We start from the raw sequence: 24,742 nt of genomic DNA, 5'->3' as shown, positions 1-24,742 counted from the left end.
CAGCGCACGAAGATGCGCCTGCGCTCTAGCGGCCGGCGCCAGAGCTCACGAGGGTCTCTGGCCGCCGCATCGACGGCGAGACGGGCGGCGCTGCGATGGTCGTCGAGGGATTTGTCGCGAGCTCTTGCGGACGAAGGCGGCCCTGCAGCCTCCGTCCGCAGATCATCGATGACGAACGCCGCGCGCGATCAGACGTCGCCGAGGCTCGGCCGGCCCAGCGGCGGGGCGTCAAGGGGCTCGGCGTTTGCTGCCTGAGGGGCGAGGAGCGGCGAACGCTCACCGACCTCCTTGATCAGGTTCCGCTGCAGCACGTGCGCCGGCGCGGTCCTGAGCTCCCAGATCAGGCCGAGCTTCTCCATCGCGCGCAGGACGTAGAAGCTGACGTCGATCTCCCACCAGAAGAAGCCCTGGTTCGCGCTGCTCATGTAGTGGTGGTGGTTGTTGTGCCAGCCCTCGCCGAGGGTGATCAGCGCGAGCCAGAAGTTGTTGCGGCTCGTGTCGGTCGTTGCGTAGCGCCGCGAGCCAAACACGTGTGCGAGGGAGTTGATCGTGAACGTGCCGTGCATGAGCGCGCACGTCGACACGACATAGCCCCACAGGAACGCGTCGTAGCCGCCCACCGCGAAGAGCAGCGCCATCATGCCGAGCGGCCCGACCACGTGGTAGCGGTCCAGCCAGCGGAGCTCAGGGAAACCCGCGAAGTCAGGGATGCGCTTCAGGTCGAGCTCCTCGTGCTCGCGGCCGAGCCACCAACCCATGTGCGCGTACCAGAACCCCCTGCGGAGCGGGCTGTGGACGTCGCGCTCGGTGTCCGAGTACTTGTGGTGGACGCGGTGCGTCCCCCCCCACCACAGCGGGCCCTTCTGGGTCGCCGTGGTGCCGAACAGCGCAAGCAGGAATTGCAGGCCGCGGCTCGTCTTGTAGCTACGGTGCGAGAAGTACCGGTGGTAGACCGCCGTGATCGCGAACATCCGGACGACGTACGTGGCCGCGGCGAGCGCCGCGAGCTTCCACGTGGCACCTCGGAGGATGGCGACCACGGTGCCCACGTGGATCGCAGTGATCCCCAGCACGTTGAAGATCTGGCCGAGGCTGGGGCCAGGTTTCGGTACGACGACTCGTGTAGGGCTCGATGCAGGCGCTTGCGTCATGGGTTCCAAAGTGGATGGAGCATCGAGCACGCGCGTCACTGGGGCTCACGACGCTGGTCATGATTCCGTCATGCGATGCGGCAGCCGGCTCGCCGACGGATCGGCGCAGGGCGTCGACGAGCGCGCGATCTCAGGGGCGCAGGGAGAGGACGTCGATGGCTGGCCCGGCGGAGACCCGGATCTTGCTCGCTCGGAGGGGATCGCCGTCGAGGATGTAGGGGCCGTCGCCGAGCGAGGTCGCGCGGGCCTCGGCGCCGAACCGGACCGTGAAATCTTGGACGAGGTCGTCGAAGTGGTCCTTGCCGCCGATCCGGCGGCCCGCGAGGACGAGCGGAGCGCGCGGCCCGAGCTCTCGAGGGGGCAGGGCGCTGGCGACGAGGTGAGGGCGATCGAGATCCTCCCCTGCCCGGTAGGTGACCAGCATGTGGATCCCGAGGTCACGCACTGCAGACGAGCAGATGAGCGACCAGGCGCGTGGGGCGAGCTGCCGCCCCTCCACCTCGATCGTGCAGGGCAGCGGGTCGAGGACGCGGCGCGCGTAGGCGCCGCCGTAGAAGGACTCGATGAACACCCGCGCCACGATGCGCGCAGCGGCGCCGTAGCCGTCGCCTCCGCGCTCGTAGTAGACATCGAAGAAGCTGGCCACGAGCCCGGTGCCGAAGATGAAGCCGATGCGCTCCTCGACGCCGCTGCGGGTCGTCGCGCGCACGCGCAGGGTGGGCCGGCGGACGGCGCCATGGATGGCCGCGCCGCTCGGGAGGCCGCGAACCTCGCTGACCGTCCGCGCGAGGAGCACAGCCGGATCGCCGGCCATGCCCCAGTTCCGCGCGACGGTCGCCACGGTGCCGCCTGGCAGCAGGACAAGAGGCGGCAGCGAGCGATCGCCGAAGGCGCGCGCGAGGGCCGTGACGCCGGCCATGAAGCTGCCGTCGCCGCCCGAGAGCGCGACGAGATCCGTGCCTCGCCGGGCGAGTCGCTCGCAGACCTCCGCGAGCTCCCCGACGTTCGAGGTCGGGTGGAGCTCCGCCGCGCCAGCGCACGCGGCCGCCATGCGGTCGATGAGCGACGGCCTCGCCCGGTACCGGCGCGCCGTGGTGTTGACGATGACGTCGATACGCATGGTGCCGGAACGTGACCGCCCTATAAAACGGATTCCCCGGGTGGTCGAGCCGAAGGGGCTTCGAACGTGAACTTCGGCGCGGTAAGAGGCGCGTCATGCGCCGCGTGCTCTCCCGGTCGATCCTCGCCGGCCTCCTCTCGTTCGCCGCCGTCACCGGCTGCGCGAGCTCGGCCTCCCTACGCGCAGCCGAGGCGGGCAGGTTCGACGAGCTGCGCCGCACGTTGAGCGACGAGCTCCGCCGCGGCACGCTGGACAGCGACGACGCACGAGCGATCGCCCGCGCGGTCGCGCAGGGGGAGATCGCGCGCGCGACGCCGCCATCGGGGGCCGATCGGCTGCGCGAGCTCCGGACGTGCGCGCGCGCGCTGGAGGACGCGCTCGCCGAGCGCGCCGCGGGCTCGGACGCGATCGCCACCGCCGCGGCGATGATCCTCCTCGAGGCGGGGCTCACCGACCCGGAGAGCGTGAAGCGGTACGCAAGCGACGCGGCGGCGGGGCGATACCCCGGCAAGGACACGGCGCTCCGCGCGCTGGAGACGCGGGCGCTCATCACAGCCGAGGACGGCGCGATGCGCCGCTCGCGGATGCTCGACGGAGATCAGGAGGTTCGCGTCTCGGCGCTTCGCGCCGCCGTCGCCGCGGCGGACCCGAGCGATCGGGAAGCGCTTCTCGAGGCGGCGCGGCTCGATCCTTACCCGCTCGCGCGGACGCTGGCGATCCGCGCCGCCGGGGCGCTCGGCGGTCAGGACCTCGTGCTGGCGCTGCGCGATGTCTGGACCCTCTCGGATGAACCCGGGCGCGAGGCGATCGCCGAAGCGTGGGCGACGCCGCGCGCGCTGGACGGCGGCGGACGCGCGCAGCTGCGCTGGGCGATCTCCACCCAGCGCGGCGCGCCCGCGATCGCCGCAGCGCGCGCGCTGGTCCGCGCGGGAGGCGAGGGCGCCGGCGAAGCGGTCTCCGTCCTCATCGGCTCCATCCGCTCCAGCCAGAGCCGGGATCGCGTCTACGCCATCCTCTCCGCGCCGCTCCAGGACCCGGCGGTGCGATCTGCGCTCATCGAGGCGCAGGGCGATCCGGATGAGGCCGTGGTCTTCGCCGTCCATAGCCGCCACGTCGACGCCGCGCCGCGGGACGTCGCGGCGCGCGAGCGCTCCGCGGCCGTCGCTTGGCTGATGAAGCTCGCAGCGGGGACGTCGACGCGCGCGGTGCTCGCGCGGGGAGTCCTCGCACGTGCAGGAATCCGCGCGGTCGTGCCGCTGCTGGAGCGCGACGTCCGATCCCGCGAGATCCCGGTGCGCGAGGCGGCGGGGGCGGGCTTGGTCGCGCTCGGCGAGATCCCGCGCGCCGCATCGCTCCTCGCCGACGCCGAGCCCCAGGTCAGGACCTCGGTGGCCTGCGCCATCCTCGAGGCGTTCTGAGCGTTGCCGAGGCGGCGCCCGAGGTGGTCCGGTCGCTCAGAACCTGGAGACGAGCTCGAGACGCGCCCCCTCGAACGGTGGGAAGTTCCGGCACACGCCCGAAACGCAACGTAGCCCCGCGCGCCGCTGCCCGACGAAGAGCTGCACCGTGTCGACGACCTGGTCGAGCGCTGTCTCCCTCGACCCGGCTTTCCACTGAAGTCCCCCGTTGAAGTAATGGCAGAGCTCGCTGCCCTTGCCCGGCGCACACCCAAGCGCGTTCGTGTACTCGTAGCCAAAGATCGCAGCGAGATGGGGCGACCACTGGAGCGCGACGTAGTTGTCCCCTTCGACCCAGGACGATTCGAAATTCTCTGGCCTGTAGCGCCGGCGGCTGTTGCCCTGTGCCTGGAGGGAGAACGCGCCGGCGAGGTGCTTCACGATGTCGTACCGGACGTAACCTTCGCTGTAGAAGACGTCGCCGGTGTCGGCCGCATCGGATTGCCGAACTCCAGCCCAGGCGCGCACGTGCGAGCGGCGGCCATCGAAGTCGATCTCGGTGCCTGCCGCGGTATCCCAGGTATCGGTCCGATTGATATCCGCCGTGTCGCAGTCGATGTTGTCCCGGCGTTCCGAGAAGCTCACATAGCGCCCGAGCCAGGCGTAAATGGCCGCGCTCCGGTTGAAGCGGTAGTCCACGCGGGCGCGGCCGCCGGTCACGCAGACATTGGGGCTCCCGATCGGCTCGACGTAGATGGGCTCCGCCGTCGGAGGCTGGTTGTACGCCACGCCTGCGAACTCCGGCGCATTGAACCCCGGGTTCGACAGCGGAGAGACGTCGATGTTGGCCGAGAGCGGGAAGAACCGCCGGTAGTGCTTCCCTTCGAGGGCGACGGCGAGCGGACCTCCGCGCCCGTTCGCCGCCAGATAGATCGCGTAGCCGGATATGTCCTTCTCCGGGTTTCCATCCCGGTCGGGGCGACCGCTGCGGAGCTGCTGACCGGCCACCTCGACGTAGACGTCCCCGCGCTCCGCGATGGACGGAATGCTCACCGAGCCGCTGAAGGTGCGGATCGTGTTGCGCTGCCGTTCGGGGGCGTTGTTGACGAACTCCGGGAACTCACCAGCGCACAGGCGTTCCTGCTCCCTGCGCGCATCGACGTCCTCAATGAGCTGAGCCGCGGCCATGCATCGGTTGAACTCCTCGGTGTGTGACGTGCGCAGCAGCAGCGCGCCGTTTGCTGCGAGCTCGACGCCCTTCACACCCGCCTCCAGGCGTCCGCCGAACACGGTGTCCTCCAGGTAGTTCGGCCGGGCCCCCTCGACCGCATCGTAAGGCCGGTTGCTTTGGTTGAAGTCGATTGTGGCCAGGTCGCTCGCGCCAGGGAAGGCGAAGAAGAGCGGCGACCCGTCCCCGTGGAGCCGCCTGCCGCTCGCGTCGTCGACGCGCAGGGGGTTCATCTGTCCGGCGAAGGCGGTGGCCTCCAGCCTGAACAGCTGGAAATCCTTGTCGAGCACGAGCCTGCCGCCCCTCACGGTCGTGTCGATGGCCAGCTCGTCCATCTTCCGCACGCTGAAGACGAGGCCGCGTCCGAGCTGTGCGTAGAAGTCGCCGACCGTGGCCTCGATGCCCGGCTGCGTGTAGGTGAGCCAGAGCTTCGCCGGGTAGACCGTCGTCAAATACCGGGAGTGGAGCTCCCGCGCGGCGTCGTCCAGCTTGAACGAGACCTCTTTGTTCAGGACCTTCCGCTGCAGATCGATGTCGGTCGCCGAGGGCCTGGGCACGTAGAAAGAGCCGTTGAGCCGCATACCGAGCTGCAGGCGCCACCAGTTGAGCTGGGCGTCGAGCCGATCGACGATCTCTCCGTAGTTGTCGTCGAGATAGCGCGAAGGATAGCGGCCATCGTCGTTGCGATTGTCGAAGTGGTAGCTGATGGCCGTGGTGTTCACGACATCGAGCGAGATCGGTTCGCCGCCGACGTTCGGGAGATCGACCGCCGCCGCCGGCGAGGCCGCGAGGAGGAGCGTCGCTGTCAGGCAGGAACGGACGAGGCGGAGCGGGCTGCGCACCGCCCGATCTCTACCATGGACCTCGCCGCCGTGGAGCGAGCGAGCCGTCGATCGCGCCGAGAAGGCGCGCCGGACGGCCGCCCCGGCGCTATAGGCCAAGCGCCTTCTCGACCTGCTCGGTGAGCGCCGCCTCGTCGCCGGGCTGGTACCCGCCGCGCTTGTGAAGAATTGAGCCGTCTCGGCCGATGAGCACGGAGAACGGAAGCTCGCGCTTCGGATTGTACCGGGCGGCCACGGTCGTCTCCTCGTCGAGGAGCACAGGGAAGATCATCTCCCTGTCGTGGACCGTGCTGCTCACCTGCGCCCGCGACTCCGGTCCGTCGAGCGACACGGCGAGCACGACGAACCCCTTATCCCTGTGCTTCTTGTAGAGCTCGACGAGGTGGGGCATCTCCGCCAGGCACGGATCGCAGGTGGTCGACCAGAAGTCGATGAGCACCACGCTCTTGCCGGCATAGTCCGAGAGCCTGACCGTCTTGCCGTCGAGGGCGGGGAGCGAGAAGTCCGGGGCCGGGCTCGCCGATGAGCCGCCTGAGGCCGCTCCGCACGAGGCGGCGGCGAGGCCGAGGACAATGAACGCCAGCGAGAGCGCGCAGCGGGTTTTTCGGTTCATTGGGTTTCCGTCGCGAAGGGGCCGGCCTGAGCGGCCGATCGGCATGAGGGCTCAACGTCGCGGGCGCCCCTCTGCGGCGCCCTGGCAGATTCTCCCTACACGCGCGCGCCGACCGGTGGTTCGACGACGCGCCCACGGCGAAGCTCGTTCAGAGCTCGCCGTTCATGATCTTCTCAAAGGTTCGCCAGAAATTGCTGTTTTCCTCGGGCACGCCAGCGACGATCTCCATGATCGTCATGTCCTGCGTCCTGACGATCATGTTCGCCGGGAACGCGTCGGCCTGGAAAAGCGCGCCGAGCTTGTACGAAGGGTCGATCGCCGACGGGTACTGCACGTCGTACCGGGTCGTCCAGCGGTACAGGTCGTTCGGGACCGCCGCCTCGCCCGGGGTCCTTCCGTCTGCGAGCTGAACAAGGAACTCGCCGCCCTGGGGTTGATACTTCTTGTAGAGCTCGGGCAGGACGGACTCTGCCTCGATTTTGCAGGGGCCGCACCATACGGACGAGACGTCGATCAGCAGCACCTTCGGCTTCGGCTCTCCCGCGCCGTAAAGCGAGCCTTCCGGAAAGACCTCCGTCCCGGTCGGGTTGTAGAAATCGGCGAGCTGAATCGGCTGCATCGTGTCGTTGTGTTCGGCGGCGTTGGCGTACCCGACGAACTGATAGTTCGCGATCACCCGGTTGAGGCTCACCCCATACGGCCCAGCCGGATATCGAGCGTTCGCAGCTTGACCCGTCCCCTCGGGAAAGGGAGGCGCAGGAATGGGATCCTCTTCTGCGCAGCCGACGAGCCCTAGAGCCGCCACGACGAAAAGGCCCATCCCACCGAGAACCGCGTCGATTCGCATGATGCCACCGCCTGAAGTATGGTGTAGGAGTGCTCATTCTTCTGGGCGGCACGGGGGGCGTCAAGGGCAACCTTGGCGTCGCCGCTTCGCTCGGGAGCGCGTTTCCGCAATCTCCGGCCAGGCCCGCCGTGCCTGCCCCGATCCGCGGGTGTTTCCCGCGCTGAGGTCCTATGCAGCAGGTTGTCGCTTCTCACAGCGCCCGTCGGCCCCGTCTCCGTAGTATCCACGCCTTCCTGATGCTGTGCTGCCTGGCGAGCGGGGCGGCCATCGCGAGCGGCGCATGCTCGTCGGGCACGCCACAGGACAAATGCTTCGGGGGGGTCATCGTCGACGGCGTCTGCGAGGGCAAATGCCAGCCGGAGCTCTGCCTGGAGGGCAACACCTGCGTCGGCAACCGCTGCGTGCTCAGGTGCAGCAGCCACCGCGAATGTATTCCAGGCATCCAGGACTGTGCGCCGGCCGCGGAGGACGACACGAAGGCCGAGATCCTGGTCTGCACGCAGAAGGAGAAGATGGTGGGCTTCGGTGCGCCCTGTCCATTCGGCACCGAGTGCGGCCAGTTCGGGCGCTGCCCCGACGAGACGCCGTGCGACCCGAGCCAATGCAACGGGAACCCAGGCGACTGCCAGCGCGACACGGAGCGGTGCGGCGACGACCCCGCCTGCTCCGCCGGCAAGTGCAGCGACGGCAGCGCCTGCGTCGTCCCGGCCTGCTCTCCCGACCAGTGCACCTCGCTCGGCCTGGAGTGCCTTGGCAAGGGGCAGGGCGACGCCGAGGCCTACTGCACGATGCCGCACTGCATGGGCGATGCGGACTGCCCCGGCGGCTTCGAGTGCGCCGTGTCCCGCGATCCTCACGCGATCTGCGGCACGGACAAGGGGGATGACGGCTTCTGCGGTGAGACCGACGAGGAGTGCATCGACCCGTCCACGTTCGGGGACGGCAACACCTATGTCGAGGGCCCGGTGTGCCTGCTGCGCAGCACCTGCGTCAAGCGCACCCAGTGCGCGCCGTGCAGCACCGATTTCGACTGCTCGTTCGCCGCAGAGCAGCGCTGCGTCGCGATCGACGGCGAGCGCCGGTGCGCCAGGTCCTGCAGCGCGGACTCCGACTGCGACCTGGACTACCGGTGCGACGAGGGCGCGTGCATCCCGCGGTTCGGCGCCTGCACCGGCAAGGGCAACTTCTGCGAGCCGTGCCGCAACGACACCGACTGCGGCGACGCGGACTCCACGATGGAGTGCACCACCACGCTGCGCGGCGAGCGGGCGTGCCTGGACGCGGCGCTCCCCATCCGGTGCACCGCGGAGAACGCGGCTGAGGTCTGCCCGAAGTCGCCCAGCGGGCTCGTCGGCGCGTGCGTGTGCGTCGAGCAGAACTCGAGCGGGGACTGTGTAGACTCGCGGTGCTACCTGCCGTCGCGCCAGCTCGATCGCGGCGACCCCGATTCCAGCGTCGCTACCTGCTGGTAACGGCGCCGGCCGGGCGCAGGAACGGCCTTTGTCGCGCCGCGCCCGGCCAGGCCAGAGCGAGCGCCCTCGGCGACGCCGCGCTCGCCGGTTGACGGGAATCCCGAGCAGTCCTAACTCCTTCGCCCCATGCCCATCACGAAGGACGCCGCGCTCGCCGCGCTGGCAAAGGTCATCGCGCCGGACCTCCAGCGCCCCATCACCGATCTCGGTCGCGTCCGGGAGCTCTCGGTCGAGGGCGAGGCCGTCTCGCTCACCGTCGAGCTGACCAGCTACTTCAAGCAGCGGCTCGCGGCGGACATCGAGGCGGCTCTGAAGGGCGCCGGCGCGAAGGGCGTCCGGATCGCGTGGGACGTCGGCATCCCCGCGCGCACCATCCTTCAGGACGACCCGTCCCCGGGCGTGCGGAACATCGTCCTCGTGATGAGCGGCAAGGGCGGCGTCGGCAAGAGCACGGTCGCCGCGAACCTCACCCTGGCGCTCAGCCGCGAGGGGGCCAAGGTCGGCCTCCTCGACGCGGACATGTACGGGCCGAGCGTCCCGACCATGCTCGGCGTGATGGGCCGCCCGACGTCGGCCGATGGGCAGAAGTTTCTGCCGCTCGAGCGCTTCGGCGTGAAGCTCATGTCGATCGGCTTCCTGCTGGAAGATCCGAGATCGGCGGTCGTCTGGCGCGGGCCGATGCTCCAGAACGCCCTGATCCAGTTCATGCGCGACGTGGAATGGGGTGAGCTCGACTACCTCGTGCTTGATCTTCCGCCCGGTACCGGCGACATCGCGCTGACGATTTCCCAGAAGATGAGGACCACGGGCGCGATCGTCGTGACAACGCCGCAGGAGGTGGCCCTCCAGGACGTGTACAAATCGGTCTCGATGGCCCAGAAAGTCGGGATCGCCCTGCTCGGCGTGGTCGAGAACGAGAGCTACTTCGTGTGCGACGGGTGCAGCAAGCGGCACGAGCTCTTCGGGGCCGGCGGCGGGCAGAAGATCGCGGAGTTCGCGGAGGCGCCGTTGCTCGGCCAGATCCCGATGGATCCGGCCATCCGGGAGTGGGGCGACGCCGGCACGCCGGTCGTACAGGCTGCCCCGAGCAGCCCGATTGCGCGCGCTTTCGTGGATGTGGCGGAGCGGCTGGCCGGCCAGATCAGCGCCCACAACCTCGCGAGCGGGGGCGGCCTCCGCATCGATCGGAGCGGGGGGACCAACAAGCACCTGCCCATCATGCGGTAGGCTCTCGCGTAAACGTCCCGGATACGATATGGTTCCGGCCCCTTCCCCCATTCAACCGAGGGGGCCGCTGGAGAGAACGCGAGCACGTTTCGCCCCCATCGGCATGCGTTGTCGCGCGAGGCGCGGATGAATACCCACGAAAATACCACCACGCCGGCGGACGCGCCGGGAGCTCCGGCCGACCAGGGCGGCCCGCTCGAGTCGTCGAACGCTGCGCCCGAGCAAGCAGCCCAAGCCCATGAAGGGGGGTCCACCCCCCCAACCGAAGCGAGCCACGAGCCCGGCGGAGAAGCGTCGTCGCAGGCGAGCTCGGCCCAGTCCGAGGCGACACCGGCCGCGGCGGCGAGCGCCGCCCCGGCGCGTGATGCCGACGACGAGTGGGAAGAGCAGCCGGGCGACGACATCGGCAACCGCGTTCCAGGCCTGCCGCGGGATGATATCGGCAACCGCAAGCCGGGGTTCTCGCCCGGCAAACGGACCCCTCCGGCCGCCGCGAAGCCCGCGCCGGCCGCGAAGCCCGCGCCGGCCGGAGAGGCCGGTGCGGCCGCGCAGACCGAGGGTGGCGCTGGAAAGAAGCGCCGTCGCCGCCGTCGCCGCAAGGGCGCGGAGGAGGCCGGCCAGCCCGAGGGCGAGGCAGCTGAGGCGGCCGAGGCCAGCGGCGCGGAGGCGGCCGACGCGGCAGAAGAAGATGAGGGCGCGGAGGAGCAGGCGGCCGACGAGGCGGGCGGGCAGCCGCAGCCCGGTGGCGAGAAGCGCAAGCGGCGCAAGGGGCAGGGCGCGCCGCCGCCGCGCGAGCGCCCGGCCTTCAGCATCGGCGAGGAAGTGTTCGGCAGGGTCAGCAAGACCACCGACCATGCCATCTGGATCGACATCGCCGGGAAGGCGACGGGGCTGTTCGACCGTCGCGAGATCCTCGAGGAAGAGCCGCCCGTCGAGGGAGATCAGTTCATCGCGACGGTGGCGAGCACCGGCGTGCGCGGAGGCATGCTCCTCCTGTCGAGGGCGCCGGTGCAGCTCGATCAGGCGCGCGCGCGCGCCGAGGCTGCGCTCCAGAGCGGCGAGTCGATCGAGGGGTTCGTGACCGGGGCGGTGAAGGGCGGGCTCGAGGTCGACCTCGGCGGCCTCCGCGCCTTCGCGCCGGCGTCGCACGTCGATCTGCGCCACGGCGCCGACCTCAACTACCTCGTGGGCCAGCGGCTCGACTTCGGCGTGACCCAGTTCGCGAAGAAGGGGCGCGACATCGTCGTGTCCCGCCGCAAGATGCTCGAAGAGGAGAGCCGGAAGGCGCGCACCGAGGCGCTCACGTCGATCGAGCCCGGCTCGCTGCACAAGGGCATCGTGCGCAAGGTCGTCGCGTGGGGCGTGTTCGTCGCGCTCCCCGACGCCGGCGGCGTCGAGGGGCTGGTCCACATGAGCGAGGCGAGCCACGACCGCGGCGCCAAGCTGGCCGACCTGTTCAAGCCGGGCGCGGAGATCGACGTGAAGGTCCTCCGCGTCGACGACAAGGGCAAGCTCTGGCTGAGCCGCAAGGCCGCCACGGTCGACCCGTGGGACGCGGTGAAGGAGAAGTACGCGGTCGGCACGCGCCACAAGGGCAAGGTCGCTCGCCTGCAGCCGTTCGGCGCGTTCATCGAGCTCGAGCCGGGCATCGATGGGCTCATTCACACGGCCGACCTCTCGATGAAGCCGATCCAGCACCCGGACGAGGTCGTGAAGGTCGGTGACGACGTCGACGTTGTCGTCGCGACCTGCGACGCCGCGGGCCGGCGCATCGGGCTCCACCCTGCTCCGCCCGAGGGCGAGGAGAGCGAGCCGCGCCAGCGCGTTCAGCAGGGCAAGGCGGTGAAGGTGTCCGTCACGCAGGTGACCGAAGGGGGGCTCGTCGTCCGGGTGCTCGGCACCACGGGGCGAGCGGCTCGCGGCTTCATCCCGGCCGGCCACACCGGTACCCAGCGTGGCACCGACCTCCGGAAGGAGTTCCCCATCGGGACCCAGCTCGACGCGAAGGTCATCGAGGTGGATCCGCGCCGGGGCGAGGCCAAGCTGTCGATCCGCGCCCTCAAGGAGGACGCCGAGAAGCAGGCGTACCAGCAGTACCGCGCGGGGGTCGCGCGCGAGGCCAAGTTCGGCACGTTCGCCGACCTGATGAAGAAGAGCTGATCCCGGGGAGGCGCGCGCCGCCCGTGCGGCGGCGCCTCCGCCTCCCTCCTCCTCCAGCCACCGCCCGCGGTCCGGCGCGCTTCGCGCTACTCGCGCCCTAGCGCGTTCACGGGATCCATGCGCGCGGCCTGCCGCGCCGGGAAGAACCCGAAGACGATCCCGATCGCCGTGCTCACCCCGAGCGCGACCGCGAGCGCAGCCGGCTCGAGCCTCATCGGCCAGTCGAACGCGCGCGAGAACCCGAGGATGACGCCGTACCCGAGCGCGCTGCCGACGATGCCGCCCAGCGTGGCGAGCACGAGCGCCTCGAGCAGGAACTGCAGCAGGATGTCGATCTCCCGGGCGCCGATGGCCATCCGGATGCCGATCTCCCGGGTGCGCTCGGTGACGCTGACCAGCATGATGTTCATGACGCCGATGCCGCCCACGACGAGCGACACCGCCGCGATGCTGACGAGCAACGCCGAGAGCGCCGCGAAGATCGCGTCCTGCATGGCCTGGAACTCCGCCTGGCTCCGGACGGCGAAGTCGTCCTCGTCGTTCTCGCCGATGCGGTGCCGCTGGCGGAGGATCGCCTCGGCCTGCTGCCTGGCGCGCTCCGACGTCTCGGCCGACGTCGAGCTCAGCAAGATGGCATGAACCTCCCCGGGTCGCGTGGCGATGACGTGCGACCGCATCGTGGTGATGGGCATCAGCACGATCTCGTCCTGGCTCTGCCCGAAGGGCGACGCTCCCTTCTCCTCCAGCACGCCGAGCACGCGGTACATCTGGCGGCCGATCCGCACCATCCGGCCGACCGGATCGAGCGATCCGAACAGATCGCGCGCGGTCTGAGCCCCGATCACGACGACCTTCTCGGAGAGGTTCTCCGAGGCGGGGCTCCACGGCTCTCCCTGCGCGACCTTCCAGCTCCGGATCTCGAAGTAGTTCAGGCGCGTCCCGACGAGCGTCGGGCTCGCGTTCTGGCCCTCGTGGATGACCTGGGCGCTCGACCTGAGGAACGGCGCCACGAGCCGGATGCTCGTCGACTCGCGCGCGAGCGCCTGGCCGTCGAGCTCCGAGAGCTTGGCGCCCGCGGTGCTGCGGACGCCCGAGGCGCGGGCGGATCGGGCGAAGACGATGAGCGAGTTGGAGCCGAGGTTCGAGATCTGCGCGTTGACGTTGGCGCGCGCGCCGCTCGCCAGCGCCGTGACGGTGACGACGGCCGCGACGCCGATCGTGATCCCCAGGATCGTGAGCCCGGCGCGGAGCTTGTTCCGGCGGACGGCGCGCAGCGCGATCACGACCGCCGAGAACACCCGGGTGAGCGTGGCGCTCATTCGTGCCTCAGGGCGGCGATGGGATCCTGACGGGCCGCGCGGCGGGCCGGGAAGAACCCGAAGACGATTCCGATCGTCGCGCTCGTCCCCACCGCGACGACGACCGCGCTGGCCGGCAACGTCATGTTCCAGCCGAGCGTGGCGGCGAGGGCCTTGATGACGCCGAGCCCCGCGCCGAGCCCGAGCACGCCCCCGATGAGCGACAGGGTAATGGCCTCGACAAGGAACTGGACGAGGATGTCTCCCTCGGAGGCGCCGATCGCCATGCGGATGCCGATCTCGCGCGTCCGCTCGGTGACGCTGACCAGCATGATGTTCATGACGCCGATCCCGCCGACGAGGAGCGACACCGCGGCGATCGAGGACAGGAGCATCGTCAAGGTGTCCAGGATCCGCTCCTGGGACGCGCGGAACTCCGCCTGCGTGCGGATCACGAAATTCGGCTCGTCGTCCGGCGCGATCTCGTGGCGCTGCCGGAGGATCCTGTCGATCTGCTCCACCGCGCGATCGACGGTCCGCTCGCTCGTGGCGGCGGCGACGAGCATCTGCACCCTGCCCGGCGCGCTCGGCACGATCCGCGACCGGAAGCTGCCGATCGGCATGAGCAGCCGGTCATCCTGGTCCTCGCCGAAGGGCGATTGCCCCTTCTTCGCGAGCACCCCGATCACCCGGAACGGGTGCTTGCCGATCCGGATGTACCGGCCCACGGCCTCGCCCGAGCCGAACAGGTTCTCCCGGACGGTCTCGCCGATCAGGCAGACCTTCGCCTTGAGCTGCTCGTCGGCCTCGGTCCAGCCCTCGCCCATCCCGACGCTGTACGAGAGGATCGAGAGGTAGCTCCGGGTCACGCCCATGACCTGGGTCGCGACGTTGGCCTCTCCGGCCACGACCTGCGTCGACGTCGAGCTGAACGGGCTCAGCGCGGCCACGCTCGTCGACTCCTTCAGGATCGCGATCCCGTCGGCCTCCGACATCCTCGCGTTCTCGCGGCGCTTCAGCCCCGACGCCTGCGTCGACTGCGGGAAGATGTAGATCGAGCTCGCCCCCATGCCCGAGATCTCGCCCAGGACGCGGTTGCGCACGCCCGTCCCGAGCGCCACGACGATCACCACGGCCGAGACCCCGATCAGGATGCCGAGCACCGTCAGGGCGGCGCGGAGCTTCGACCGGACGATGGCGCGCAGCGCGATCCGGACGGCGGCTAAGTAGCCGCTCATGGCGATAGCTCGTCGCTCTCCGCCGCGGAGAGCGGCAGCGCGGCCAGCGCCGCGGCCGCGTCGACGGGGCGATCGTTCCTGAGATCGCTGCGGATCTCGCCGTCGCGCATCGTGATCACGCGGCTCGCGCAGGCGGCGATGTCCGGCTCGTGCGTCACGAGGACGATCGTGATCCCGTCCCGGTTGAGCCGCTGCAGCAGCCCGAGCACCTCGTAGCTCGTGCGCGTGTCGAGGTTGCCCGTGGGCTCGTCGGCGAGGAGCAGCGGCGGCGAGGTGACGAGCGCCCGCGCGATGGCGACGCGCTGTTGCTGTCCGCCCGAGAGCTGGTTCGGCGTGTGGTGCAGGCGCTCGGCCAGCCCCACCGCGCCGAGCGCCTCGAGCGCCCGCTTGCGCCGCTCCGCCGCGCCGACGCCCCGGTAGACCAGCGGCAGCTCGACGTTCTCGAGCGCCGTGGTGCGCGGCAGCAGGTTGAAGCCCTGGAAGACGAACCCGATAAGGCGGTTCCTGACGATCGCGCGCGCGTCGTTGCTGCGCCGGGTGACGTCGAGACCGTCGAGCCGGTACGTGCCATGCGTCGGCCGGTCCAGGCACCCGATGATGTTCATCAGGGTGCTCTTGCCCGAGCCGCTCTGCCCGACGATCGCGACGAAATCGCCGTGCTGGATGGTCAGATCCACGTGCCGGAGCGCCCTTACGATGACGGCCTCGGTCGTGTAGTCCTTGCCGACGCTCGAGAGCTCGATGAGCGGCTCGTCTCGGGGCGCCGCGGCGACGCCTTGGCTCTGGGGCAGCATCACGCCTAGAACAGCCGAGGGCCGCGCCCCCTGCCGCCCGCTGACGGATCGTCGTTCTCGTCGGTGACGACCTTGAGCGGGCCGAGATCGGACCCGAGCGCGGTGAAGATGCCGTCGGTGATCCCGACGTCGACGACGCGCGGCTCGATCTTCTCCGCGCCGGGCGTCGCGTCGGTCAGCACGTAGATTCGGCCCTTCTTCGGCGGGAGCGGATCGAGGGGCGGCGCCTTGATCTCCTTGCCGTCCTTGTCCCGCGCCGGGGCGGGCTTGAACCGGAGCGCCGCGTTCGGCAGCCGCCGCACCCCCCTGGCCTCGGCGGACCGGACGCTCACCGTCGCCGTCATCCCCGGCCGGAGCTTGACGTCGGGGTTGTCGACCTCGACGACCGCCGCGTACGTCACGACGCCGGACTGGCTCAACGGGCTGTAGCGCACCTGGCTCACCGTCCCTCGGAACGTCTCGCCCGGGAACGCATCGACGCTAACGTCCGCCGTCATGCCCTCGCGGAGCCGCCCGACGTCCGCCTCGTCGATGTCGGCGAGCACGCGCATCTTGCGAAGATCCTGGGCGATCACGAAGAGGGTGGGCGCCTGGAAGCTCGCCGCCACCGTCTGCCCGGGGTCGATCGCGCGGCTGATGACGACCCCGTCGATGGGCGAGAAGATGCGCGTGTACTGGAGGTTGGTCGTGGAGGAGCGGAGCACCGCCCTGAGCTGCGCCACCTGCGCCTTCGAGGCCGCGAGGTCGGCGAGCGCGACGTCGTAGGCGCCCTGCGCCGTGTCCAGATCGGCCTGCGAGCCCACCCCCTCCGCGACCATCTTCCTCGCGCGCTCGAGCCGCTGCTTGGCGGTCCCCAGCGACGCCTCCGAGCGCACGACGCTCGCGTTGGCCGCCGCGATCTGCGCCTGGTTCGAGTCGATCTGCGCCCCGAAGAGCGTCGGATCGATCTCGGCCAGCACGTCGCCGGCCTTCACGATGCTGTTGAAGTCCACGTAGACCTTGGTGATTCGCCCCGAGACCTGGGCGCCGATCTGCACCTCGGTGAGCGGCTTGACCTGACCCGTCGACTGGACCACTTCGAGCACGTCGCCCGTGGTGATGTCGCCCGTGACGTAGCGCGGCGGCGGCGGGGGCCTCGTCCGGATCCTCCAGACGACGAGCCCCGCGACGAGCGCTGCGATCGTCGCGAGGACGCCGAGGCGAGCGAGCCAGCGCTTCGTGCCTACCCGGGAGAGCTCCTGCTCCAGGCTCTCTCCCCCGCGTCGAGGACGCGGTCCGCCCTCGCGCAGGCCCCGGGCTGCCGCGCCGCCGGGGGGCGCCGGCGCGGTCGAGGCCGGTCGCGTCTCGCCCGGCGCCGCCTCTCCGGGACGGAGGCGCTCCGTTTCCGTGGTGGCCTGCGCAGCAGGGGGCGACGCGTCGAGGGGGTCGCGACCGGTCGCCCGAGCCATGGTGTCGGCCATCGGACGTCCTCATAGCATGCTGCCGCGCAAGCGCGCCTCGCTTGAAACCGCGGAACCGCCGTGGCAGACCAACCGCCGCCCATGGAGTCGCTGCCCATCGCAACGGATACGGTCGTCACGCTGTCCTACGTCCTCTTCAACGAAAGCGGAGAGACGGTGGATGAGGCATCGACCGCAGAGCCGCTCGTCTACACGCACGGCTACGCTCAGATCGTGCCTGGGCTGGAGCGCGCGCTGGAAGGTCTGCGCGCCGGTGAGCAGCGCGAGATCACCGTCGAGCCGGAAGATGCGTTCGGCGAGCGCGATGACGCCGGCGTCTTCGAGGTGGACAAGGCGGATTTCCCCGATGGGGGCGCTGTCGAGGTCGGCGACGAATTCGTCGCCCAGGGCCCGGACGGTTCGCCGATCGCGCTCCGGGTCATCGAGATCCTCCCCGAGGGCTTCCGGGTGGATACGAATCACCCTCTGGCAGGCCAGAAGGTGCGCTTTCAGGTTCAGGTCAAGGACGTGCGCGCCGCCAGCGAGGAGGAGATCGCGCAGGCTCAGGCCGAGCTGGAGGAGCGCATCGAGGACTCCGAGGGCGAGGGCTGCTGCGGTCACGACCACGACCACGACCACGACCACGATCACAGCCACCATCACGAGCACGGCGATGGTGGGGTGCTCGTGACGCTCTCGAAGAAGTCGTCATAAGCCCACCGCGAACGGGTGGGTTGTCCGAGGAGATCACATCATGACCGTAGGTGAGAAGGGCAAGCTGACGGAGCTGCAGCTCGATCGCCGGGTGCGCGAGCGCCTCCTGGCGAGCGGGACGCTCAGCGCGGGGACCATCGAGGCGCACCTCGCGGGCTTGCAGGACCTGGAGGAGCACGCCGAGGGGATCGCCGTCGACCAGCCGGCGCTCGGCGCGTCAGCGCAGGGGTCGCGGATCGAGCCCGACCTCGACGACGAAGGGGCAGAGTGAGCGACGCGAAGAATCGGGAAGAGCTCCCTCCGCCAGGGAGCCCCCCGGAGCTGCCGACGCTCGACTTCTCGACCTTCGTGCTGTCGATCATCGGCTCCGCGTACGTGCACCTCGGCGACGCGCCCAGCCCCGACGGCAGGGAAGAGCAGAACCTGATCCTCGCGCATCAGGACATCGATTTGCTGTCGCTCCTCCAGGAGAAGACGAAGGGGAACCTCTCGGGCGACGAGGAGAGGTTGCTCGAGCAGGCGCTCTACGATCTGCGGATGCGCTACCTCGAGGTCTCGAAACGATCGTGACCGTTGGCGCCAGGGCTCTCTTGGGGGTCCTCCTCGCCTCACTGGTCGCCTCGTGCAGCAAGGCCTCTCCGGGCCACTCTTCCGGCGCAAGCAGCTCCACCGTCCCCTCGGGCGCCGTGCCGGTGGCGACCGCGCCGCTGCCTCCGTCCGCGCCGCCTCCTCCTCCGATCGTCCGCTCCGAGGGCATGCCCGGCTCCTTCGCGCCGCTCGCGCGCAGGGCCGATCCAGCGGTCGCGACGGTCAAGGCGCGCGTCGAGCGGCAGCAGCAACCGGGCGGCCGCCGCCGTACGGTCGCCGAGGGGCTCGGGACCGCCTTCGTCTATGATCCAGAGGGCTTCCTGCTGACGAACAACCACGTGATCGAGGGCGCGACCGACATCCTCGTGAGCTTCGTCGACGGCCGCGACATCAAGGCGACCGTCATCGGCCGCGACAAGCACACGGACGTCGCCGTGCTGAAGGTCGAGGAGAGGGGGCTCCCGTCGCTCCCCCTGGGCGACTCGGATACCATCGAGGTCGGCGACTGGGTGGTCGCGATCGGCAACCCCTTCGGCCTCTCCCACACGGTCTCGGCGGGCATCCTCTCCGCCAAGGGCCGCACCCGGGACGACGTGAAGGGGCTCGACCCGAGCGGCTACTTCAACTTCCTCCAGACGGACGCGAGCATCAACCCCGGCAACTCCGGCGGCCCGCTCCTGAACCTCAAGGGCGAGGTGGTCGGCATCAACGCGGCCGTGCGCGCCAACGCGAACAACATCGGGTTTGCGATCCCGATCAACATGGTCCGGCAGCTGCTCCCGATGCTGCTGCGCGACGGCAAGATCCGGCGGAGCCAGGTCGGGGTGATCGTCGACGTCCTCAACTCGATCGAGGCGGGGCGGCTCAAGCGCCCCGATCGAAAGGGGGCGTGGGTGAAGACCGTGGTGGCGGGGGGACCCGCGGACCGGGCTGGCATCGCGCCGGACGATGTGATCGTCGGCTTCGAAGGAAAGACGATTTCCGACCCGAACGAGCTCCGGTGGATGGCGAGCATCGCCGGGGTGAACAAGGTCGTTACGCTCCGCGTCGCGCGGCTGGAGCGGGTCTTCGATGTCCGCCTCACGCTGGGCGAGCTGCCCGAGCTCAGCGACGAGGCCGATGAGCCGTGAGCCGAACGGCCGCTGTCTGCCGCCCGGCACGTCCGCCGGCTGCCGCGCGCCGTGCGTGGCCGCCTGCTCCGCGACCTCCCTCGTCCCCCAGCCTCCTCAGGTAAGCTGACCCCGTGGCCATTGCACCTTCTCACCCGGACGAGCTCGAGCCGGTCGCACCTCCCGGTGATCCCGGCGAGGGCGATGCGGAAGGCGACGACCTGTCCGCGGAGGGCGACCACCCCGAAACGAAGCAGTTCCACCCGCGCCTGAATAGCGCTCCCGCCCGTGCGTCCAATCGCGAGGCGAGACGGCGGGAAGCGGAGGAAGATCGTGAGCTCATCGAGCGAGCGCAGAAGGGGGACCAGGCGGCTTTCCGCTCGCTCGTGGAACGGCACCAGCGCAGGGCGTTCGCGATCGCGATGGGGCTCGTCCGCGACGAGAACGACGCGCGCGAGCTCGTGCAGGACGCCTTCCTCCGGGTCTACAAGGGCCTCGGCTCCTTTCAGGGGGGCTCCTCGTTCTTCACCTGGCTCTACAGGATCGTCACGAATCTGGCGATCGACCTCATGCGGAAGCCGGGACGCCGCGACCTCGAGCTCCAGGAGAACCAGGCGGCGGACGAGCAGTCCGACTTCCCGCTCGTCGCTCGGATCGACGGCGCGGACCCCCTCAACGTCGTCCGGCGCCGGGAGATCGCCGGGCGCATCCAGGCCGCGCTCGACGCGCTGCCGCCCTACCACCGAGGCGTGATCCTGATGCGGGAGGTGGAGGGCATGTCGTACGAGGAGATGGCTCAGGCCATGGGGGTCTCGAAGGGGACGATCATGAGCCGCCTGTTCCACGCCCGTCAGAAGCTTCAGCGCGCCCTCGCCGACTGTTACGCGGAGGAAGAGGGCAAGGCCCCAGCAGAGGACCCGGAGGAGATCGCGTGAGCACCGCCAACAGCAGCAAGGCGAATCACGGGGAAGCGAGCGCCCCGCCGACGGATCTGGAGCTGATGCTCTATGCCGACGGTGAGCTCGATGAGGCTCGCCACCGGCAGGTGGAGGAGTACGTGCTCCACGACCCGCGCTGCCGGGCGAAGGTCGCAGCGCTCGTCACCGCGGCCGACATGGTCCGGGACAGCGCGCTGGCCTCCAGCGCGGCTGACGGCATCGCCGATGCGGTGATGGCGAAGATCCTCGAAGGGCAGGCGGGCGCCGCGCGGGCCGACGGGGGCGGCGCCGCGCGGCCGCTCGCGGCGCCGCCGTCGGGCGAGCCGCCCCGCGCTCGGGCGCGGCTCCAGGGATCGCCGGCGAACGACAACGCGCGCGGGATCTTCGCGCTGACGGCGCTCGCCGTGGCGGCGGCCGCCGCCTTGATGGTCTGGGGCAAGATGGGCGTGGAGACGCCCACCGCGGAGCTGACGACGTCGGCGCCCTCCGCGTTGCTCGCCCCGCCGCCCGAGGCGCCCTCCGCGTTGCTCGCGGCGCCGGCGAAGGAGCCGGACGCCGCGCCGAGCTTCGAGGGGGAGGTCGAGCCCGGCGTCGAGATCGCCGCGGTCGACTTCGGGGCACGCATGGGCACCATCTTTTACGTCCCGCAGGAGGCCGTGGCTTCAGGCCCGACGACCACGGTGGTCTGGCTCTCCGATGACGGTCCGGGAGGACAGTGATGAGATTTCTTGCGAGTGCGATCACCGCGACCATGGTCCTGGCGCTCGGCGTGAGCCCTTCCCCTGCCGTCGCGCAAGAGCAGGCGCCGGCCCCCCCGCAAGCGGCGCCGTCGGACGCCGAGGTCACGTCCGAGATCGTGATCCTCCACGCGACGAACGATGGGAAAGGCATCGACCCGAAGATCGGCAAGATGCCCGAGCTCGGGAAGCCGCCGTTCTCGGCGTACAACAGCTACAAGCTCCTCGAACGGCTGAAGGTCACCCTGCAGAAGGGGAAGCCGACCACGACGAAGCTGCCGAACGGCAGCGTCCTCATGGTGTCGCTGAAGGACGTGGTCGCCGCGAAGAAGAAGGACGAGCCGAGGCGCTTCGTCGTCAGCGCGAGCATCCAGAAGCCAGGTGGCACCACGTTCCTGCCCCTGCTCGAGGTGAACGCCAAGGCCGGCGAGAGCTTCTTCGTCGCGGGTCAGCAGCACATGGGCGGCGTGCTCGTGCTGGGCATCAAGGTCGCGCCCTGAGTCGAGGGGAGCTCGCCCCTGCTCAGCGGCGGGCCGAGGACGGCAGCGCGATCGGCAGATCCAGAGAGAAGACCGTCCCGCGCGGGGCGCGCGCATCCGCGCGGATGCTGCCGCCGTGCGAGGCAACGATGTTCCTTACGATGCTCAGGCCGAGCCCGGTGCCGGTTCCGTCGGTCTTCGTCGTGAAGAAGGGGTCGAAGATCCTCGGCAGGTGCTCGGGCTCGATCCCGTGCCCGTCGTCGCGGATCGTCACCGTGATGTAGCCGTCCTCCGGCGACATCGCGGTGGAGATGCCGAGGCAGCCGCCGCGCTCGTTCATCGCGTGCGCGGCGTTCGTGAACAGGTTCACGAACACCTGCGTCAGCGGATCAATGACGCCGCAAACCGGAGGGATCTCGTCGAAGCGCCGCTCGATGGTGACGCCCGTCTGGTCGAGGAGGTGCTCGCAGAAGACGAGCGCGCGCTCGATGATGTCGTGGAGCGAGACGGCGCCCGGCTTCTCCGTGGACGGCCGCGCGTAGGCCATCAGGTCGCGCGAGAACCGGCGGATGCGATCCGCCGCGTCGTTGATCCTCGCGAGCCGCTCGATGTCCGAGGGGTCGAAGCCGCCGCGCTCGCCCTTGCGGCGCAGGTACTCGGAGTAGGCGAGGATCGAGGTGAGCGGGTTGTTGAGCTCGTGCACGACGCCTGCGGCCATCTTCCCGAGCGAGGCCAGCTTCTCGGCCTGCATGACCTGAGCGCGCAGCGACTCGTGCGCGCGCGCCTCGCGGAGCGACGCACCCAGGGTGAGCACGAGCCGGTCGACCAGCGCCTCTACAGGCGCGCTGTCGAGGTACGCGGCGTCGTCGGCCGCGATGTGCATCGTCGAGCGACCTCCGGGCTCGATCGCCACGACGCGCTCGAAGGCGAACTCCGGGAGGAGCCGCGCCGGATCGTGGCCGTCGTCGCGGCGAGCGCGCGGCGAGACCCGGACGGCCACCTGCGCCCCCGTCGCGCCGGGGATGTAGATGCCGAGCCCGCAGGCCGTGAGCACCTTCGCGGCCGCGCCGAGCAGCGTCGATGCGCGCTGCTCGATGGAGGCCGACGGATCCAGCTCGCTCGACGCGATGAGCAGGCTGTCCACCCACTCGAGCGGGATGTCCCGGGTGAGGGGCTTCCGGAGCGTGACGGGAGCGTCGGACAATGGCTGCTCCCCCAGGCGCTCCGCGGTCTTTCCGCTCACCCGATCACCCTGTTCGGGTCGTCGCCGCTCGATCGGTCGAGATCGATGATCTTCGCGGCGCCGACATAGGATTTCGTCTCATAGCGGGTGATCTTGCCGATCTTGCGGACGATCTCCGCCATCCGCTCGGCTTCGCTGCGGATCGTGGTCGCGGCCCCCTTGATGGGGGACGCGTCGTCGATCCGGCGGCAGATCAGCTCGGCGTAGCCGAGCACGCTGGTGAGCGGCTGGTTCAGCTCGTGCGCGGCCGCGCCCGCGAGCTCGGCGATGATGGCCTGCTTCTCGCGAGCGCGGAGCTCCTCCTGCGCCTCGGTGAGGCGGGCCTCCATCCGCATCCGCTCCCGCAGGTCCGTGAAGATGCCGACGGAGCCGACCGGGACGCCGTTCTCGAAGATCAGCGCCGCGGAGAGGTGCACCGGGATCCGCGACCCATCCCTGGCCAGGACCTCGGTCCGGTAGCCCTCGAGCCGGCCGGGACCGCCGTGCTCCTTCGCGTGGATGAGCCTCATGATGTGCTCGGCGTTGTGGTCGGGGTAGAGCGCGCGGGCGTTCATCACGCCGACGACCTCCTTCGCGTCATACCCGTAGATCCGCTCGGCGGCGCGGTTGAAGAGCAGGACGACGCCCTCCATGTTGGCCGAGACGATCGCGTCGACCGAGCTGTCGATGACGCGCTCCAGGAACTCCTTGGTCTTGGTGAGCTCCGCCTCGGTGGCGCGCTCCGTGGTGACGTCGCGGAAGCTGACCAGGACGGCGCCGCTCTCCTCGCGAAGGACGCTGCTGAAGCTGAAGCTCAGGATGAGCCGCTCGTGCTCGCCCCGCCGCACGGTGAAATCCACCATGTGCGGGAACGATCCCCTGGCGAAGCCGGCGCGGATCTCCTCGAGGAGAGGGTGCTCGCGCGCGTCGACGAGATCGGCCAGGTTCGCCCTCTCGAGGTCCTCCGCCGTGCGCCCGGTGATCGCCTGCGCGCGCGGGTTGGAGAAGAGGATGTGGCCGTCGGGATCGACGACGACGATGCCGTCCGCCGTCGAATAGAAGAAGTCGGCGTAGCGCTGGAGCGCCTTCAGCCGGCGCTCCGCCTCGAACCGCGCGAAGGTGCTCTGCTGCGTCTGGTCGCGGAGCGACTGCAGGATGCGCGCGTTGCGCAGGGCGATCGCGGTGGCGCTCGCGACCGTGCGGGCCAGCGAGAGCTCGTGCGCGTGGGGCGCCACCGGCTGCCGGCCGCGCAAGAAGAGCACGCCGAGCGGCTTGTCCTCGAACAAGATCGGCAGGAGCGCCAGCGAGCGGAACGCGTTCTCCGGGAGCTCCGCGCGTACGATGTCGAACAACGGGTGCGCCTTCGCGTCGTCGATCACGAGCACGTCGCCCGTGCGCATGACGCGCTGGATCTCCGGGTACTTGCCGAGATCGATCGGCAGATCCCGCAGCTCCTTGTCGTCGCTCGCGGCGACCACGTAGCCGACGTCGCCCGCGTCGCGCACGAGGACGATGCTGCAGCGGTCGACGCGCGCCACCTCGGCGATGCGCCGCACGACCGTGAAGAGGATGTTCCGGAAGTCGAGCGTCGAGGAGAGCGCCTGCGTGAGCTCGAGGACCACCTTCGCGTCGTGCTCTTTGCGCGCGAGCGCGTCGACGTAGTCCCGGATCCGGAGCTGCCCGCGGATGCGCGCGATCAGCTCGGCAGGGCGGAACGGCTTGCGGATGAAATCGTCGGCGCCGAGCTCGAAGGCGCGGGCGACGTCCTCGTCCGCGTCGAGCGCGGTCAGCACGACGACGGGGACGTCCTGCGTCCGGGGGGCGTCCCGCACGGCGCTGAGGACCACGTAGCCGTCAGGGGGCGGCATCACCAGGTCGAGCAGCACGAGCGCGGGCACGCTCGCCTTGAGCCAGGCGAGCGCGTCCGCGCCCGAGGTGACCGCGACGGCCTCGATGCCCGCGTCGGCCAGCGCGTGCAGCAGCATCTGCCGGCTGACGGCGTCGTCGTCCACGACGAGCACAGGATCACGGCGAGGCACACGCCAAGCTTAGCGACTCCAGGCTGGAGCGATGAGAGAATTCCGGGTCTTGGCGCGGCGTTGCGCGCGGCGTTGCGCACTGCATTGCGC

Annotated in this window: 22 protein-coding genes; 11 read left to right on the top strand and 11 right to left on the bottom strand. The window is 70.1% G+C overall.

Going from position 1 to position 24,742, the window contains the following annotated elements; translation table 11 throughout:
- Positions 1–188 precede the first annotated feature (188 nt).
- Entirely contained in the window at positions 189–1,151 is a 963-nt protein-coding gene (locus WME73_RS40260; RefSeq protein ID WP_437913053.1) for an acyl-CoA desaturase, read from the bottom strand.
- Between the two features lie 130 nt (positions 1,152–1,281).
- Entirely contained in the window at positions 1,282–2,271 is a 990-nt protein-coding gene (locus WME73_RS40255; RefSeq protein WP_437913052.1) for a diacylglycerol/lipid kinase family protein, read from the bottom strand.
- 95 nt (positions 2,272–2,366) lie between these two features.
- Between WME73_RS40255 and WME73_RS40250 the strand changes: the two genes are divergently transcribed.
- The gene (locus WME73_RS40250; RefSeq protein WP_437741567.1) at positions 2,367–3,689 is read left to right on the top strand and encodes a hypothetical protein; all 1,323 of its coding nucleotides are present in this window, start codon (positions 2,367–2,369) and stop codon (positions 3,687–3,689) included.
- A gap of 36 nt (positions 3,690–3,725) precedes the next feature.
- Here the strand turns inward: WME73_RS40250 and WME73_RS40245 are convergent, their stop codons facing one another.
- The 3 genes from WME73_RS40245 to WME73_RS40235 all read right to left on the bottom strand — a co-directional run bounded on the left by WME73_RS40245 (position 3,726) and on the right by WME73_RS40235 (position 7,198).
- A complete protein-coding gene (locus WME73_RS40245; RefSeq protein WP_437741566.1) occupies positions 3,726–5,738 on the bottom strand; it encodes a hypothetical protein in 2,013 nt (670 codons plus the stop codon).
- A gap of 88 nt (positions 5,739–5,826) precedes the next feature.
- Complete coding sequence (locus WME73_RS40240; protein ID WP_437295034.1) at positions 5,827–6,351, bottom strand: TlpA disulfide reductase family protein; 525 nt, start codon at positions 6,349–6,351, stop codon at positions 5,827–5,829.
- Positions 6,352–6,499: 148 nt separating this feature from the next.
- Entirely contained in the window at positions 6,500–7,198 is a 699-nt protein-coding gene (locus WME73_RS40235; protein ID WP_437913051.1) for a TlpA disulfide reductase family protein, read from the bottom strand.
- A gap of 236 nt (positions 7,199–7,434) precedes the next feature.
- Between WME73_RS40235 and WME73_RS40230 the strand changes: the two genes are divergently transcribed.
- The 3 genes from WME73_RS40230 (at position 7,435) to WME73_RS40220 (ending at position 12,057) form a co-directional block, all read left to right on the top strand.
- Complete coding sequence (locus tag WME73_RS40230) at positions 7,435–8,670, top strand: hypothetical protein (protein WP_437741564.1); 1,236 nt, start codon at positions 7,435–7,437, stop codon at positions 8,668–8,670.
- Positions 8,671–8,796: 126 nt separating this feature from the next.
- Positions 8,797–9,897, top strand: coding sequence for a P-loop NTPase (locus WME73_RS40225; protein ID WP_437741563.1), 1,101 nt, complete (start codon positions 8,797–8,799; stop codon positions 9,895–9,897).
- Between the two features lie 126 nt (positions 9,898–10,023).
- Complete coding sequence (locus WME73_RS40220; protein ID WP_437741562.1) at positions 10,024–12,057, top strand: S1 RNA-binding domain-containing protein; 2,034 nt, start codon at positions 10,024–10,026, stop codon at positions 12,055–12,057.
- An 86-nt stretch (positions 12,058–12,143) separates the two neighbouring features.
- On the opposite strand, the gene WME73_RS40215 is transcribed toward WME73_RS40220, so the two are convergent.
- The 4 genes from WME73_RS40215 to WME73_RS40200 are packed head-to-tail and all read right to left on the bottom strand — an operon-like array spanning position 12,144 to position 16,847.
- Positions 12,144–13,376 (bottom strand): ABC transporter permease, encoded by a 1,233-nt coding sequence (locus tag WME73_RS40215; protein WP_437913050.1) that lies wholly within the window; start codon positions 13,374–13,376, stop codon positions 12,144–12,146.
- Entirely contained in the window at positions 13,373–14,593 is a 1,221-nt protein-coding gene (locus tag WME73_RS40210) for an ABC transporter permease (RefSeq protein WP_437741560.1), read from the bottom strand. The genes WME73_RS40215 and WME73_RS40210 overlap by 4 nt, the downstream gene beginning before the upstream one ends.
- The gene (locus WME73_RS40205; RefSeq protein ID WP_437741559.1) at positions 14,590–15,387 is read right to left on the bottom strand and encodes an ABC transporter ATP-binding protein; all 798 of its coding nucleotides are present in this window, start codon (positions 15,385–15,387) and stop codon (positions 14,590–14,592) included. The genes WME73_RS40210 and WME73_RS40205 overlap by 4 nt, the downstream gene beginning before the upstream one ends.
- Before the next feature lie 5 nt (positions 15,388–15,392).
- Positions 15,393–16,847: an efflux RND transporter periplasmic adaptor subunit gene (locus WME73_RS40200; protein ID WP_437741558.1), complete on the bottom strand. Its 1,455-nt coding sequence runs from the start codon at positions 16,845–16,847 to the stop codon at positions 15,393–15,395.
- 60 nt (positions 16,848–16,907) lie between these two features.
- Between WME73_RS40200 and WME73_RS40195 the strand changes: the two genes are divergently transcribed.
- From WME73_RS40195 to WME73_RS40165, 7 genes are all read left to right on the top strand, one after another.
- Entirely contained in the window at positions 16,908–17,540 is a 633-nt protein-coding gene (locus WME73_RS40195) for an FKBP-type peptidyl-prolyl cis-trans isomerase (protein ID WP_437741557.1), read from the top strand.
- 40 nt (positions 17,541–17,580) lie between these two features.
- Positions 17,581–17,811, top strand: a complete 231-nt coding sequence (locus WME73_RS40190; RefSeq protein WP_437741556.1) for a hypothetical protein — start codon at positions 17,581–17,583, stop codon at positions 17,809–17,811.
- Positions 17,808–18,110: a DUF1844 domain-containing protein gene (locus WME73_RS40185; protein ID WP_012239831.1), complete on the top strand. Its 303-nt coding sequence runs from the start codon at positions 17,808–17,810 to the stop codon at positions 18,108–18,110. The genes WME73_RS40190 and WME73_RS40185 overlap by 4 nt, the downstream gene beginning before the upstream one ends.
- Positions 18,111–18,226: 116 nt before the next feature.
- On the top strand, positions 18,227–19,258 hold the full coding sequence (locus tag WME73_RS40180; protein WP_437913049.1) for a S1C family serine protease: 1,032 nt from the start codon (positions 18,227–18,229) through the stop codon (positions 19,256–19,258).
- A 113-nt stretch (positions 19,259–19,371) separates the two neighbouring features.
- Positions 19,372–20,172 (top strand): sigma-70 family RNA polymerase sigma factor, encoded by an 801-nt coding sequence (locus tag WME73_RS40175; RefSeq protein ID WP_437741554.1) that lies wholly within the window; start codon positions 19,372–19,374, stop codon positions 20,170–20,172.
- Positions 20,169–20,894, top strand: coding sequence for an anti-sigma factor family protein (locus WME73_RS40170; protein ID WP_437913048.1), 726 nt, complete (start codon positions 20,169–20,171; stop codon positions 20,892–20,894). Before WME73_RS40175 ends, WME73_RS40170 begins: the two co-directional genes overlap by 4 nt.
- Positions 20,894–21,412: a hypothetical protein gene (locus tag WME73_RS40165; RefSeq protein WP_437741552.1), complete on the top strand. Its 519-nt coding sequence runs from the start codon at positions 20,894–20,896 to the stop codon at positions 21,410–21,412. The genes WME73_RS40170 and WME73_RS40165 overlap by 1 nt, the downstream gene beginning before the upstream one ends.
- A gap of 22 nt (positions 21,413–21,434) precedes the next feature.
- Here WME73_RS40165 and WME73_RS40160 read toward each other — a convergent pair whose 3' ends face one another.
- Together WME73_RS40160 and WME73_RS40155 are read right to left on the bottom strand one after the other, a co-directional pair.
- A complete protein-coding gene (locus WME73_RS40160; RefSeq protein WP_437913047.1) occupies positions 21,435–22,634 on the bottom strand; it encodes a sensor histidine kinase in 1,200 nt (399 codons plus the stop codon).
- Entirely contained in the window at positions 22,631–24,652 is a 2,022-nt protein-coding gene (locus WME73_RS40155; RefSeq protein ID WP_437852998.1) for a PAS domain S-box protein, read from the bottom strand. Before WME73_RS40155 ends, WME73_RS40160 begins: the two co-directional genes overlap by 4 nt.
- Positions 24,653–24,742: the final 90 nt, after the last annotated feature.

Source organism: Sorangium sp. So ce302 (assembly GCF_051530145.1).
Lineage (GTDB): Bacteria > Myxococcota_A > Polyangia > Polyangiales > Polyangiaceae > Sorangium > Sorangium cellulosum_B.
This window is presented reverse-complemented; position numbering and strand designations above follow the sequence as displayed.

Excerpts from the sequence above, each read along its gene's own strand:
- WME73_RS40260 (WP_437913053.1), bottom strand. The coding sequence starts at position 1,151 with ATGACGCAAGCGCCTGCATCGAGCCCTACACGAGTCGTCGTACCGAAA.
- WME73_RS40255 (WP_437913052.1), bottom strand. The coding sequence starts at position 2,271 with ATGCGTATCGACGTCATCGTCAACACCACGGCGCGCCGGTACCGGGCG.
- WME73_RS40250 (WP_437741567.1), top strand. The coding sequence starts at position 2,367 with ATGCGCCGCGTGCTCTCCCGGTCGATCCTCGCCGGCCTCCTCTCGTTC.
- WME73_RS40240 (WP_437295034.1), bottom strand. The coding sequence starts at position 6,351 with ATGAACCGAAAAACCCGCTGCGCGCTCTCGCTGGCGTTCATTGTCCTC.
- WME73_RS40235 (WP_437913051.1), bottom strand. The coding sequence starts at position 7,198 with ATGCGAATCGACGCGGTTCTCGGTGGGATGGGCCTTTTCGTCGTGGCG.
- WME73_RS40230 (WP_437741564.1), top strand. The coding sequence starts at position 7,435 with ATGCTGTGCTGCCTGGCGAGCGGGGCGGCCATCGCGAGCGGCGCATGC.
- WME73_RS40225 (WP_437741563.1), top strand. The coding sequence starts at position 8,797 with ATGCCCATCACGAAGGACGCCGCGCTCGCCGCGCTGGCAAAGGTCATC.
- WME73_RS40220 (WP_437741562.1), top strand. The coding sequence starts at position 10,024 with ATGAATACCCACGAAAATACCACCACGCCGGCGGACGCGCCGGGAGCT.
- WME73_RS40215 (WP_437913050.1), bottom strand. The coding sequence starts at position 13,376 with ATGAGCGCCACGCTCACCCGGGTGTTCTCGGCGGTCGTGATCGCGCTG.
- WME73_RS40210 (WP_437741560.1), bottom strand. The coding sequence starts at position 14,593 with ATGAGCGGCTACTTAGCCGCCGTCCGGATCGCGCTGCGCGCCATCGTC.
- WME73_RS40205 (WP_437741559.1), bottom strand. The coding sequence starts at position 15,387 with ATGCTGCCCCAGAGCCAAGGCGTCGCCGCGGCGCCCCGAGACGAGCCG.
- WME73_RS40200 (WP_437741558.1), bottom strand. The coding sequence starts at position 16,847 with ATGGCCGACACCATGGCTCGGGCGACCGGTCGCGACCCCCTCGACGCG.
- WME73_RS40190 (WP_437741556.1), top strand. The coding sequence starts at position 17,581 with ATGACCGTAGGTGAGAAGGGCAAGCTGACGGAGCTGCAGCTCGATCGC.
- WME73_RS40165 (WP_437741552.1), top strand. The coding sequence starts at position 20,894 with ATGAGATTTCTTGCGAGTGCGATCACCGCGACCATGGTCCTGGCGCTC.